The following is a 13894-nucleotide window of genomic DNA, read 5'->3' as shown; positions in this document are numbered from 1 at the left end:
CCCTACTCCCTGCGCTATATTACCAAAACCCCCGCTTCCCAGTAGGGAGTACTGTTGTCCAATTAGTCTTAGCTTGGGTCAACTGTTCTTGAGTAACTTTAGCATTAGCAAGATTGGCTCCACACAAATTTGCTCCCCGTAGATTAGCATTTTCGAGATGAGCATAACTAAGATTTGCCCCACGCAAGTCTGCTCCTGCCAAAATAGCTTTTTTCAGGTAAGCTCGACCCAAATTGGCATTGCGTAAGTCGGCTTGATGGAGATTCGCTTCACCAAAATTAGCACTAGATAAATCCGCTCCCTTCAAACTAATATTTAACAGTTTGCCCTGGCGGAAAATTATCCCAGATAACTGGGCATTATTAAGGTTAAGTCCCCTCAAATCTTTAGCCGCAAAGTCTCTTCTGCCAGAGCCGTAAGCTTTTAATAACGTTTCCGCCTCCAACTTGCCATTACCCTTCGACTTGCCTGTAATGCTATTCCTACTACCGCTCACAGCTGTAGAATCCCTGTTGGTAAAACCTCCACCGTTTTTAGGTTCTGATCTTCGACCATTGCTCAATCCCCGACGCTCCCGCCATTCTCTAATTTGCTCTGCCATTCTTCGGGATTGAACTGACGACGGGGATGAATAACCATTCACAGGACCCAAATTCCCTGAGTTGAAGTGAGAATTAGCGTCATCCATCGGTTGCGACACTAAGCTTTTGTTTAAACTCTCCAGATATGGCTCTAGGTCAAGAGCTCTCAGGATGTCTTCTGAGCACTGATAGCGATAACGGACAGAAGACTCCAGCATTTTTCTTAAAACCTTAGCAAAGTGGTCACTAACGTTGACATTAGTCTGCCAGACTATTTCTCCGGTTGAAGGATTATAATCGAGGTCTTTGGGAGATTTACCCGTCAACAGATAAAGGCAAGTAACCCCCACTGCATAGATATCGCTAGCAATTACAGGTCGCAATGCCATTTGTTCAGGAGGGGCAAAGCCTGGAGTTCCTATGGCATAGTTGGTCAATACTGTGTCTGAGGAATTGGAGGGATTGGTTTGGCTGTTTTTCACAGCCCCAAAATCAATCAGTACCAGTTTGCGGTCTTGGTCACGACGAATTATATTCGCTGGTTTAATGTCCCGGTGAATTACGTTTTTCTGATGAATATATTGCAGGAGTGGTAGAATTTCACTTAAAAATTGTTTAACTCCCTCTTCCGAGAATGAACCAGACCGTCTGACTTGCTGTTGCAGTGTCAAACCGCTAATGTATTCCTGAACCAGATAAAAATGCTCATTGTCTTGAAAGTAATCGAATAACTGTGGGAATTGGGGATGATTCCCTATTTCTCCCAAGGTTCGGGCTTCTCGCTCAAACAGATCCCTTGCCATCGGTGAAATCTCTGAGCCTTTGGCGCTTGGGCGGAGTTGTTTGATTACACGGGTCGGCTTACCGGGCAAGGATTGATCTGTTGCTAAGAAAGTTGCTCCAAATCCGCCTTGACCGAGTGGTTTGATCACACGATAGCGGTCAACTAATAATAATTTAGAACTGCACGCCTGACAAAAGTCGGCGTGTTCTGGGTTTTTTGCCTGAGTGCAGGTAGGATTTAGACAGTAGCTCATTCAGCCTTACTGATGTTCCTTTGCCCATACTGGAACTAAAACTTTTGCTCGGAGCACCTGAGCAGGAAAGATGATTTATAGTCTTTTACTTTTCTTTATTTTATGCAAAATGCCTCTTACTACCCCCTTAGTTAGACAACTATTCCGGTGAAACCTGATCCTCAACCAGGATACCTTATTTTTTGTATCCACCTAAGGGTACAAAGGACAATTTTGAGTTAAGTAAAGGGTGATTAAAGTAAAACGTATATGAAGCTACCTATATTTTAGAGCGTTTATTTAGCATTGACCATAGATAGTGTACTTTTGTCAAGCGTTAAGGGGTTAGGCCCATCACAATAGAAAAATGTTTTCGTGGAAGGTAAGCTATCAGCTATCAGCTATCAGCTATCAGCTATCAGCTATCAGCTATCAGCTATCAGCTATCAGCTATCAGCTATCAGCTATCAGCTATCAGCTTATGCGCACGCTACTTGAGGTGCCATTGGTCTTTGGCCACGCTAAGCGAACAGCTTTTGAATAAAATAAGCACCTCAAGCAGCGTGAGCCTAAAGCTCACGGCTGACCGCTGACTGCTGTTCGCGTAGCGTGCGCGTAGCGCATATGCTTACGGTGGAAGTAACCGGCAACTTGCACCTTATTTATTACCTTATATTAGAGTTCAGCAAAAAAATTTAGGAGTCCATGCGTATATCGTTAAACTGGCTGCGAGAACTAGTAGAGGTAACTCTGACACCAGAAGAGCTAGCTCAAACCCTAACTATGGCTGGGTTTGAGGTAGAAGATATTGAAGACCTAGGAACCCTGGCCGATGGAGTGGTGATTGGCAAGGTTCTGGAGGTAGAGCCTCACCCTAATGCCAATAAGCTTCGGGTCTGTCAAGTTGATATTGGTGGCAGTGACCCATTGAATATTGTTTGTGGTGCGTCCAATGTCCGACCAGACATTTACGTGCCGGTCGCCACCATCGGAACCTACCTACCAACTATTGATTTGAAAATTCGCGCCTCAAAACTGCGCGGTGTTCGCTCAGAAGGGATGATTTGTTCCTTAGCAGAAGTGGGCTTGGCCAAGGAATCCGCTGGCATTCATATTTTCGAGGCAGAAACTATACCCCTAGGCAGTGATGCTCGTCCCTTACTGGGGTTAACTGATATCATTCTTGATGTTACGTCTACGGCTAATCGGGCAGATGCTCTAAGTATGGTGGGCGTGGCCAGAGAAGTAGTCGCCTTAACTGGGGTATCCTTAAGCTTGCCAGAAGCTGTTGAGGTGTCTATTCCCAAAAAATCCGATGCCTTGACCTTGAAAGTATCTGAACCCAAAGCTTGTCCCGCCTATATTGGCACTGTGATTGAAGGGGTTAAGATTGCTCCTTCTCCCGATTGGTTACAACAGCGCTTGGAAGCCGCTGGAGTGCGACCGATTAATAATGTAGTGGATGTCACTAACTATATTCTCTTGGAATGGGGTCAGCCTCTCCATGCCTTTGACCGGGAACGCTTGCAAGCTGTTGCTGGTGCAGAAAACGTGACCATTGGTGTCCGCTTTGCTAACAGTGGGGAATCCCTGACTACTCTTGATGGTCAAACCCGTTCCCTGGAACCACAAGCGTTACTGATCACAGCTAACGACCAACCCGTTGCGATGGCTGGGGTTATGGGTGGGGAACCCACAGAAGTGAACGAGAACACCCAAAGTATTGTTTTGGAAGCAGCACTGTTTGATCCAGTGACTGTTCGTCGTTCTTCCCGTAGTCAAAGCATACGGACAGAATCATCTACCCGTTATGAGCGTGGTGTCAATCAAGCAGAATTGGATATTGCTTGTAAAAGAGCGATCGCATTAATTACTGAGTTAGCTGGTGGTACTCCCACAACCCAGAGTATTGCTGACCAGCGCCCTGACCCCTCTACTTGGGCACGTTCCATTGAGTTACGTCTTGACCGTGTCAATAAGATTTTAGGACCAGTTCATGAGGGAGAGGAGCTTGGGGAAATCCTGCCAGAAGATGTGGAAAGAATCCTGACTGCCCTCGGATGTCAACTACAACCAATTACACCCCAGGATTCTCCCCAATGGAAAGTGACTGTACCCCCCTACCGCTACCGGGATTTAGAGCGAGAAATTGATTTAATTGAGGAAATTGCCCGTCTCTACGGCTATGACAACTTCTGTGATAGCTTACCAGACAAAACTGAACCAGGTTATCTGTCTGCTGAGGAATTTTTAAAGCGAAAACTGCGATCGCAATTCCGTGCAGTTGGGTTGACCGAATTAGTCCAGTATTCCTTGGTCAAGCCAGAGGAACAAAACCAAATTCGTCTTGATAATCCCCTGTTTACGGAATACTCATCCCTACGCACGGATTTACTATCAGGGCTTATTGATGCCTGTCAGTACAATATCGAGCAAGGTAACGGTGTACTCAACGGTTTTGAAATTGGTCGGATCTTCTGGCGAGCAGAAGAGGGTTTCGCAGAAGCTGATGCTATTGCCGGGATTTTAGGGGGAAATATCACCCAAGGTAACTGGGTCACGGGAGGGCATTCCGAACCCATGACCTGGTACGAGGCTAAGGGAGTACTCGAGAGAGTGTTTTCCCGTTGCGGTCTGACAGTAGAATACCAACCAGACCACAGCGATCCCCGTCTTCACCCAGGACGGACTGCATCGATGTGGTTGCAAGGTGAAAAATTAGGCAAATTTGGGCAATTGCACCCCCAGCTAAGCTCACAAAGAGGTTTTCCCGATCAGGTTTATGTATTTGATTTGGACTTGGAGCTAATTTTAGAGGCTCTTGATCGCGATGAAATTCTGACTCCCCGATTCCAAGTCTATTCCACCTACCCAGCCATTGACCGGGATATTGCGTTCTTTGCCCCACTACAAGTATCTGTGGCAGAAATCGAACGTTCAACTCGCAAAGCTGCGGGGAATTTGTTGGAGTCAGTGCAATTGTTTGATGAATATAAAGGAGAGTCTGTTCCTGAGGCACAGAGAAGTTTGGCATTTCGGCTAATCTACCGTGCTAGCGATCGCACTCTTACTGATGCAGAAGTCGAGCCAGTACATCAGAAAGTGCGAGAAGCCCTAGAGGAAAAATTTGGGGTTAGCCTTAGAAGTTAAACGCGCTTTGAAGTTAAACGGTTGAAGGATGAAGTATTCATACTTCATCCTTTAACCTTAATTCATCTCGTCATAAAGTTCATCTAGGTTCTGGTGCTGAGTACGGCGGGAGCGACGGCGGTATTTTTTTGTTTCTAGCTTAGGTTCGTATTGACGCCGACCAGAAGCTTTAATTTTTAACTTCATAGTGGATTCAAGATCAGCTTTTTGCTTCAAAGCCTCTTGCCGTGCAATCACTTCTGCTAAAAAATCCAGATAATGCTGGTACCGTTCCCAGTCTCCTCGCACAGCACAGTTTGGCTCATCCCGATGTAGGCAATTACTGAATTGACAGCGGTGTTGGGCTAAACGCTCTCTTGCTTCTGGAAAGTAATGGATTAAATCCTCAGGAGAACAAGTCAAGTCAGGCTGATTGAATCCGGGGGTATCTGCCAAAAAACCACCTTTAGGCAATTCAAATAATTCCACATGCCGAGTGGTGTGGCGTCCTCGACCCAGTTTCCCAGTCACTTCTGCCACCCGCACCGTTGTTGCTGGAATCAGATAATTAATTAGACTCGATTTACCCACACCGGAAAGACCAGCCATAACGCTGATGGTCTGACTCAACAGGTCAGTCAGTTGTTCTAAACAAGTACCATTATGAACGCTGATCAAGACTGGCTGATAACCCCATGCTTCCAGACGTTGTTGCCAATGCTGCTGTTGCTGTGGTGTTACTAAATCACGTTTATTCAGACACAGACATACCTTGAAACCAGTAGATTCTGCCTTCACCAAAAACCGACTCAGCTGATAAGCATCCAGGGTCGGTTCTTCCAGAGCAAAAACCACCAGAATTTGCTGAGCATTGGCGATTGGTGGGCGGTCGAGCTGGGTTGTCCGGGGCAGCACTTCAGCAATCACCCCTCGTCCACCAACCCAGTCAGGTTCATCTACTACAACCCGGTCTCCCACCATCACCTGCTGGCCAATTTTTTTTAACCGGGCTCTACGGGTACATAAGAGGGTTGAAGGTTGTAGGTTATTTGCTTGAAGGTTATCTTCACAACCTACAACCTCCAACTTGTCAACCTTCAACTGATCTAAACGCACCTGATAGAAATTTGCCTGAACCGCCAGCACGGTACCCAGCCAACGGGTTGACAAGTTTGACGAATTAGTGTATTCTAATTCAATCATGAAGATGCTGGTGTGGACGACGCACCTTCAGAGCAAAATAGCGATCGCGTTCTTCAACACCCTCTATGGGGTAACCCTCCATAGTCAGACTATCAGGAACCTGTTCAATGGGTTCTCCTGGGTCGAGCCACACTTCTAATAGGGCACCTGGAGCCATTTTTTCTAGATAGAGTTTAGTGCGAACAAAGTTAATCGGGCAAGGGGTACCCCGCAGATCCAGTTGATCATCAGGTAATGAACTCATCTGCGAGGAGGCTAGTCCACTCATGAGCCAAACAACCCTCCCAAGAATCCTTCGATACCACCTTTACCAGTGCGCTCACCCTTAATTTTCGCTAGCTTCTCTAGCAATTCCCTTTCCTCAGGGCTAATCCGAGTGGGGATATCTATCAAAATCGTGATTAGGTGATCGCCCCGACTGACTGGGTTGCCCAATTTTGGGACACCGTGATTCTCTAAAGTTAATACAGTATTGGGTTGAGTACCGGGTGGAATAGTTAATTCCACTGGACCGTCTACTGTCTCTGCTTCGATAATACAGCCTAAAATTGCTTGTAAATAGCTAATTTTCATTTCAGACAGAATGTTAATGCCATCCCGCTGAAACTGGCTGTCTTCGTTTACAAATAGATAAACGTATAGGTCTCCTGGTGGACCAGCACGTAATCCAGCATCCCCTTCTTTAGAAACCCGTAGCCTGGTGCCATTATCCACCCCTGCTGGAATGGTGATTTTCAGTTTTTTGGTTTCTTGTTTACGACCAGCACCACCACAGGCTTCACACTTATCCTCAATGATTTGACCTTCACCGTTACAGGTAGGACAGACTGAGACTTGGGTGAAACTACCAAAAGGGGTACGAGTAGCACGCCGTACTTGACCTGTACCGTTACACGTTGGGCAAGTGCGGGCTCGAGTTCCTGGCTTTGCCCCTGTGCCGTTACAGACTTTACAAGTTTCTAGGTGAGGAATGCGGATTTCCTTTTCACCACCGAATATAGCTTCCTTGAAAGCCAGCTTCAAGTCTAGTCGCAGGTCGTCACCACGCACCGGGCCACTACGCCGACGACCACCAGTTTGCTGACCCATACCACCAGCAAAGCCGCTGAAGAAGCTTTCAAAAATATCAGCAAAGCCCATATCGCCAAAATCCGAGTAGGCTGCTCCCGCACCTGAGGAAACACCAGCTTCCCCAAAACGGTCATATCTTGCTCGAGTTTCTGGTTCTGATAGGACTTCGTAAGCCCGGTTAATTTCCTTAAAGCGCTCTTCAGCTCCTGGTTCTTTGTTAACATCTGGGTGGTACTTCCGTGCCAAGCGACGGTAAGCACGTTTAATTTCATCTTTGTCGGCATCACGAGAGACACCAAGCAGATCATAATAGTCAGCCATAGAGCGCTGATCGGTCTTCCATTTATATAGTGGGGGCTCTTGTTATTCCTCAGGTTATTGCTATAAAAGCACAAAGAGCGCATTCCAGCATTACCTGCATCCTATATCATTGTCTATCAAAAAAATCAGCTGATTGCCACCTGCTTATGTGACCATAATCTCAAGGTTGGCTTGAGCTAGTCAAAGCAAGGAATTGAATTATCTATCTTTTAGGGAGCTGTTGCCGTAATCAACAGCTTCGTAGTCAACCTCCACCTCTAAGGTTTCATCCTCAAAATCAACCACAAATTCTCCTACAGCATCCGGTTCTATTTGGGTGGAGTCGTTTGAATTGGACTCTTGAACTGTTTCGTCAGACACGATAAATTCCGGGTCTGACCCCAGGCTGGCACTGGCGTAAATGATCCCCCCAATTTCCAAGACAGTTTTCTGCAAAGTTTCAATAGCTTCTTTCACCTCCTCGACCTCAATTGAGGGGTCTGTGATTATGGTATCTAGGTGCTGCTTTTGTTGATCTGCTTGCTCCTTTAGTCCTTGAGCCTGAAGGTTAGCGCTAATCAATTCCCCATGGTCTTTGATAGTAGATTCATAGTTATATAGTAAGCCATCGGCTTGGTTTTTGAGTTGCACCAATTCCATGCGACGGCGGTCTTGGTCAGCATAGTCTTCTGCCTCACGGCGCATCCGTTCCACTTCCGCTGGACTTAATCCACCCGTATTGGTAATCACAATACTTTGCTCTTTCCCAGTTCCTCGATCACTGGCAGCGACTTTAAGAATGCCGTTGACATCAATTTCAAAGGTAACTTCAATTTGAGGGACACCACGGGGAGCTGGGGGAATACCAGTGAGCAGGAATTTTCCTAGGCTTTTGTTATCTCTAGCCATTGCCCGCTCCCCCTGCAATACGTGGATTTCTACGGAGGTTTGTCCATCAGTAGCTGTGGAAAATACCTGGGACTTACTGGTAGGAATAGTAGTATTGCGCTCGATAATTTTGGTGAACACTTCTCCTAACGTTTCTATACCTAGGGACAGGGGAGTAACATCCAGTAGCAGGACATCCTCTACTTCCCCGCCCAAAACACCAGCCTGAATTGCTGCTCCCAATGCCACAGCTTCATCGGGGTTAACCGAACGATCAGTAGCTTTACCATTAAAAAACTTTTTAATGGCATCCTGCACCGCCGGGATACGGGTTGAACCCCCTACCAGCAAAATCCGGTCAATGTGCTCTGGCTTGAGGTCACTATCTTTGAGCGACTGCTTTACCGGTTCTATAGTTGCGTTAATCAGGTCCCTGGATAGTTCTTCAAACTTAGCCCGGGACAACTCCATCTCTAAATGTTTTGGTCCTGTTTCATCAGCAGTAATGAAGGGCAAGTTGATGGGGGTGGCTACCATGCTAGACAGTTCAATTTTTGCCTTTTCCGCCGCCTCTCGCAAACGCTGAAGAGCCATTTTGTCTTCGGTGAGATTGATGCCCTCTTTGGCTTTAAAGTTTTGAACCATCCAGCGGACAATCACATTATCGAAGTCATCTCCCCCCAAGTGATTGTTCCCAGAAGTTGCCTTTACTTCAAAGACCCCATTCCCCAGTTGCAGAACTGAGACATCAAAGGTACCACCACCCAAGTCAAACACCAATATAAGCTGGTCTTGATCCAGCTTATCTAAGCCATAGGCAAGAGCAGCAGCAGTCGGTTCGTTTATAATGCGCAATACTTCCAAACCAGCAATGGTACCCCCATCCTTGGTGGCTTGCCGTTGAGCATCGGTAAAGTAGGCAGGAACTGTGATCACAGCTTGAGTCACTGACTCCCCAAGAAAGGTTTCAGCATCAGCCTTGAGCTTTTGTAAGATCATGGCCGAGATTTCCTGAGGGGTGTACTCCCGATCCCGAATCTTTACATCTACCGTCTCATCACGACCCTTAACACAGGTATAGGGGACACGGGAACGCTCTGTAGCAGTTTCATCCCAACGACGTCCGATAAAGCGCTTGATACTGTAGACACTGTTTTCCGCATTGGTGACTGCTTGACGCTTGGCCAGTTGACCCACCAGGTGCTCCCCTGACTTGCCAAATCCCACAATACTCGGTGTAGTTCGCCCACCTTCCGAGCTGGAAATGACTATGGGTTTACCCCCTTCTAAGACAGAAACACAACTATTGGTTGTGCCTAGGTCGATGCCAATAACTTTTCCCATAGGGTTGCGGCTTAACGGTTATGTTAAGTTATTTTAGTTTGATTTTTTGTTGAGTTGTTGACACTCCCCACGGCGCTTATGCCGGGGGATTCTTGGTTCAACGAGCTGACTTGCTCAACCAGACCGGAATCAGGAAGAGTAGAGGCCAATTCTCCCCAAGCGTTAAGTAAAGTTCCCGTGTGCCCCACGGTACTCAAGGCTCTAGTTAGGATATTTTTGGCGGCATTGTGGTCGCGGTCTAGCCGACACCCACACTGACAGACATGGGTTCGAGTTGATAATGACTTTTTGACCACTTCACCACATTTGGAACAATTCTGGCTTGTATAGGCAGGATTAACTGCAACAGTTATCCGACCAAACTTTTGCCCAAAATATTCCAACCATTCCCTAAACTGGTACCAACCTGCATCATTAATAGACTTAGCGAGACAGTGATTTTTAACTAAATTTTTAACCCTCAAATCTTCGTAAGCGACCAGGTCGTTAGACCGGATTACGCAACGGGCCAGTCTCTTGGCATGTTCTTCACGTTGCCTACTTATTTTAAGGTGATGTCTACCCAGCCTATTAATTGCGCGTCTTAGGTTAGTAGAGCCTTTCTTTTTTCGGGAAACCCGACGTTGATAAAATTTTAAACGCTTTTCACCTTTTCTGTAAAATCTTGGGTTAGGTTCAGAATACCCATCAGAGTCTGTATAGAACTCTTTTAGCCCAACGTCCAAGCCAACAGTAAACCCAGTTGCTTCTAATTGGTCATAATTATCTACCTTGACGCAAAACTGGACATAGTACCCATCGGATCTTTGAACAATCCGAACTCGCTTAATTAGCTTCTGGTCGAAGCGCCACAAGTCCCAGGTACCTTTGAGCTTGACTTGCCCAATGCCTTTCTTGTCGGTGAATTTTATGGACTTCTTATCTGGGGATAACTTCCATCCAGATTGCTTATATTCGACTGACCTAGAATGCTTTTTGAAACGGGGATAACCTTTCTTCCCAGGGATTTTATTCTGGCAATTATCAAAGAAACGTTTGATAGCGCGTTCTACGTTCTCAACTGATGCCTGACAAGCATGACTATTGAGGTCTTTAACAAACTTGAATTCGTCTCTTAGTTGAGTGTTGTAGCGATAGAGTTCTTTTTTCCCTGTACCACGATTGTCCATCCAGTACCGAAGTACTTTATTGCGGACAAAGCGAGCCGTTCTAATGGCTTCATTTATTGCAAACCTTTGAGGCTCTTTGAGAACAGCCTTGAACTCCATGACCAACACCTAAAACCACCTCCTTGGGGTTAATACATTGCTTACTATTATAGTCGATATATTGAAGCAAAAGTTCGTATCGCAGTTAGGGAATAAATTCCTGTTCGGGCTAACCCCATGGATAGAATCCAGGGGCTTGCGCCCTCAGGGTCTTCGGTCAAAATAATAGAACTTCCCTTGGTGCGTTCGTCCCTTTTCGTAGGATGGTCAGAGACTGACACCAAAGGAAGGTTAACCACTCAATGGCAGCTAATTTTCTGACTCAGCAGATTTCTGAGCTTCCGAGGTTTCCTGTGGTTCTGCCGCAGCAGCTACTTTCACCATAGCGTGACGTAACACCCGCTCCCCAAGTAAATAACCCCGCATTAGCTGTTCTATGACTACTCCTTCTGGATAGTCATCCGTTGGTTCTCGCATAACCGCTTCGTGGAGATTGGGGTCAAACTCTTGCCCTTCTGGTCGCATCGCAGCAACCCCAAGGCGCTTGAGGCTATCTACCAGCTGTTTATAAACACCTTGATAGCTTTTGTGAATTGACATTTCCCCATCATTTTGAGGCTTAATTTGGGTGCGCGCCCGTTCAAAGTTATCTACTACTGACAATAACTCAGTGATGGTGTTTCCTTTAACTTGATGTTCCAAGTCTTCTTTCTCTTTAGTTGACCGTTTGCGGAAATTCTCAAAATCTGCCGCAATCCGGATGTATTGAGATTTAAAGGAATCACATTGCTGAGTTCGCTCTTCTAGTTGAGCTTTCAGGGCCTCATTTTCCTGCTTGATGGTTTCTATAATTTTGGAATCATCCTCCGTAGGTGATTCATCGGTAGCTGCTTGAGCTACCTCGGTCTCGGCTTGGTCTACCGACTCTGGCTCAGATGCTTCCGCAGCAGGGGATTCAGTTGGTTGTGCTGCTTCAGAGTTGACCTCTGAGTCAGAGGCTACGGCTACCGCTTCCACCTCAAGATTGTCTGCGAGTACCGTAGTGGACTCTTCCTTTGTCTCCTGCGAAGTGTTATCTGACTGTTTTGCTTCGTCAATCATGCTCCACTCATCCCAATTCAATAGACTGCTAGTTTATCTATAATTTCTTACTAGCCAACCAATTTTCCAGCAAATTTTGTAAAGTGACAGCTCCTACACTGAACCTGTAAGGTCAGTGTAGGCTTCCCAGCCAGTCCGGCTATCGCTTAGGAGGCGCTGGGCTTTAAGAACGGACTGCCCTTCCGCTCTGTTTTTTATATTTATTGCTGCATTGTGGTCTCTGTCCAAACTGCAACCACAGTGAGGACAATCATGCCACCGAACATGCAACTTTTTAGGGACTTTTTTGCGGCAACTGGAACAGTTCTGTGAAGTGTTCCGAGCACTTACTGGAATCGCCAACAAGCCAGCATTTAAGGCTTTGCTTGCCAGGATTGTCAGAAAGCTAGACCACCCAGCGTCTAACACAGATTTAGCCAATCGAGATAAGACAAGTCCCTTTACGTTTAATTTTTCGTGAGCAATTACATCGTATTTTGACAGCAAATATTTGGCTGTCTTAAAATGAAAGTCTTTTCGCTTGTCCGATACTTTTTTGTGCTGTTTTCCAAGTTGTTTGATAGCTTTGAGTCTATTTTTCCCTCCTTTTTTTCGTCGAGATACTCTTTTATGAATAACTCTCAGCCTTTTCTGAGACCGTCGATAATATTGAGGAATGCTTACTGTTTCCCCTTCAGAAGTGGTCAAAAATTCTTTAAGGCCAACATCAATCCCAATTATAGATTCAGGGTTAATGTCGGGCTTAACCTTGGGAACAGTCTTATCTTCTAGAGACAAGACCAGATAATAACCATCACACTTTTTTGTTATTGAAGCTGTCTTTATCTTAAAGCCATTCGGGGTAGCCGACGCTTCGCGAACAGGGATAGGGCGGTGTAATATAATCTTTACCTTACCTATTTTGGGAAGGTTGATTAAATTCCCTTCTAGACACCCTTCTTTTATTTGAGGGTAAGTGAAAGTACGATAGCGGTGCCTTTTTTTGAACCTAGGTCTTCCGCTTCGTTTACCGTTACTATCTCCTTTTATAAACCGATCGAAAGCTAGTTTTACTCTCTTTACTACATCCTGTAGTACTTGAGAATGAATCTCTTTATACCAGGGATGACTTTTTTTGAGATTTGGTAAAGTCTTTTTCTGAGAGTAGTAATCTGGATTGTTTCTTAATTCGGGAATATGACAAACGAGAGGACAAGCATTGATTGAGCAGCGATTTTGCTCATACCAAGAAAATCGCTCAGCCAATAAATAATTATATTGAGCACAAAGCATTGAGAGCCAATTATCTATTTTTTCTTTTTGATCTTTTGTTGGCTTTAGCCGGTACTGATAGGCAATTCTCACCCTTGCTTGTCCTCTTATCTATCGACCTAGTAATATTATAGTTAACGTACAGCCATTTTTCAAGTCACAATGAAAGATAAAAAGTTAACAATCTCGATTACAGATTTTGAGAAAAGACAGTTAGCACAAGAGGCCTCGCGACGCGGAATGACTCAATCAGAGTTGATAAGGAGCTTGATAGCTCGCTTTCGGGACCCAAAAGACTCTGTGCAAAATTCATCCCTGGAGACGAAACCTTAGATAGTGGAGCTTTATTACATGCATATTTAACCCTTTTGCGCATAAGCGACTAACCATAAAAGCTCCACTATCTTACGGTAACTTTAAGCACCTATGCTGCGCATGTTCGTTGTGGGGCTTCTAATGCCTGCCAGCTAACCACGTTCAGTCTAAGACTATAGCATGGGTTTCTAAGCTTATTGAGAGTTGTTGCGACCTCAGACTTACCTCAACTGTGTGGTCTGGCAAGCCCTCCGTTAGCAACAATGCGGGTCTTGGGCAGCGTCGCCGATCATATCCTTATGGCCTGTACGCTTACTGAGCCACCTACTGTTGTTTCTCCACGGACTTTCCTTGATGGCGCTACTTCCGTTTGCTAGTCTTTTTGCATGCTTTGGCTGGTCTTGTTGCATAGTTGAATGTTGTGATGATAAATCGGTCATTAACGAAAATCTAGTAGCATCTGAGATGGTAACCAACCTTGAGCGAG

The 13894-nt window shown here is 45.6% G+C and carries 11 protein-coding genes; 3 read left to right on the top strand and 8 right to left on the bottom strand.

Features of this window, described 5'->3' with window-relative positions:
• Positions 1-19: 19 nt before the first annotated feature.
• Positions 20-1618, bottom strand: a complete 1599-nt coding sequence (locus F6K46_RS13135) for a serine/threonine-protein kinase (RefSeq protein WP_293059773.1) — start codon at positions 1616-1618, stop codon at positions 20-22.
• 346 nt (positions 1619-1964) lie between these two features.
• Between F6K46_RS13135 and F6K46_RS13130 the strand changes: the two genes are divergently transcribed.
• Both F6K46_RS13130 and pheT read left to right on the top strand, forming a co-directional pair.
• Positions 1965-2141 (top strand): hypothetical protein, encoded by a 177-nt coding sequence (locus tag F6K46_RS13130; protein ID WP_293059776.1) that lies wholly within the window; start codon positions 1965-1967, stop codon positions 2139-2141.
• A 161-nt stretch (positions 2142-2302) separates the two neighbouring features.
• Positions 2303-4747, top strand: coding sequence for a phenylalanine--tRNA ligase subunit beta (gene pheT / locus F6K46_RS13125; protein WP_293059779.1), 2445 nt, complete (start codon positions 2303-2305; stop codon positions 4745-4747).
• A gap of 57 nt (positions 4748-4804) precedes the next feature.
• Here pheT and rsgA read toward each other — a convergent pair whose 3' ends face one another.
• From rsgA to F6K46_RS13090, 7 genes are all read right to left on the bottom strand, one after another.
• Entirely contained in the window at positions 4805-5929 is a 1125-nt protein-coding gene (gene rsgA, locus F6K46_RS13120; protein WP_293059782.1) for a small ribosomal subunit biogenesis GTPase RsgA, read from the bottom strand.
• Positions 5922-6173 carry a sulfurtransferase TusA family protein gene (locus tag F6K46_RS13115; protein WP_364418222.1) on the bottom strand — a complete coding sequence of 84 codons (252 nt, stop codon included), beginning with the start codon at positions 6171-6173 and terminating at the stop codon, positions 5922-5924. The genes rsgA and F6K46_RS13115 overlap by 8 nt, the downstream gene beginning before the upstream one ends.
• A gap of 20 nt (positions 6174-6193) precedes the next feature.
• Positions 6194-7321: a molecular chaperone DnaJ gene (dnaJ, locus tag F6K46_RS13110; RefSeq protein ID WP_293059788.1), complete on the bottom strand. Its 1128-nt coding sequence runs from the start codon at positions 7319-7321 to the stop codon at positions 6194-6196.
• 198 nt (positions 7322-7519) lie between these two features.
• Entirely contained in the window at positions 7520-9532 is a 2013-nt protein-coding gene (gene dnaK, locus F6K46_RS13105; protein ID WP_293059791.1) for a molecular chaperone DnaK, read from the bottom strand.
• A 23-nt stretch (positions 9533-9555) separates the two neighbouring features.
• Positions 9556-10809, bottom strand: coding sequence for a transposase (locus tag F6K46_RS13100; protein WP_293059794.1), 1254 nt, complete (start codon positions 10807-10809; stop codon positions 9556-9558).
• A gap of 240 nt (positions 10810-11049) precedes the next feature.
• Positions 11050-11841 carry a nucleotide exchange factor GrpE gene (gene grpE, locus F6K46_RS13095; RefSeq protein ID WP_293059797.1) on the bottom strand — a complete coding sequence of 264 codons (792 nt, stop codon included), beginning with the start codon at positions 11839-11841 and terminating at the stop codon, positions 11050-11052.
• Positions 11842-11934: 93 nt separating this feature from the next.
• A complete protein-coding gene (locus tag F6K46_RS13090; protein WP_293059800.1) occupies positions 11935-13185 on the bottom strand; it encodes a transposase in 1251 nt (416 codons plus the stop codon).
• Positions 13186-13254: 69 nt separating this feature from the next.
• On the opposite strand from F6K46_RS13090, the gene F6K46_RS13085 reads away from it, so the two are divergent.
• A complete protein-coding gene (locus F6K46_RS13085; protein WP_293059803.1) occupies positions 13255-13425 on the top strand; it encodes a ribbon-helix-helix protein, CopG family in 171 nt (56 codons plus the stop codon).
• The last annotated feature ends 469 nt before the right edge of the window (positions 13426-13894 follow it).

This window comes from Moorena sp. SIO3E8 (assembly GCF_010692445.1).
Lineage (GTDB): Bacteria > Cyanobacteriota > Cyanobacteriia > Cyanobacteriales > Coleofasciculaceae > Moorena > Moorena bouillonii.
This window is presented reverse-complemented; position numbering and strand designations above follow the sequence as displayed.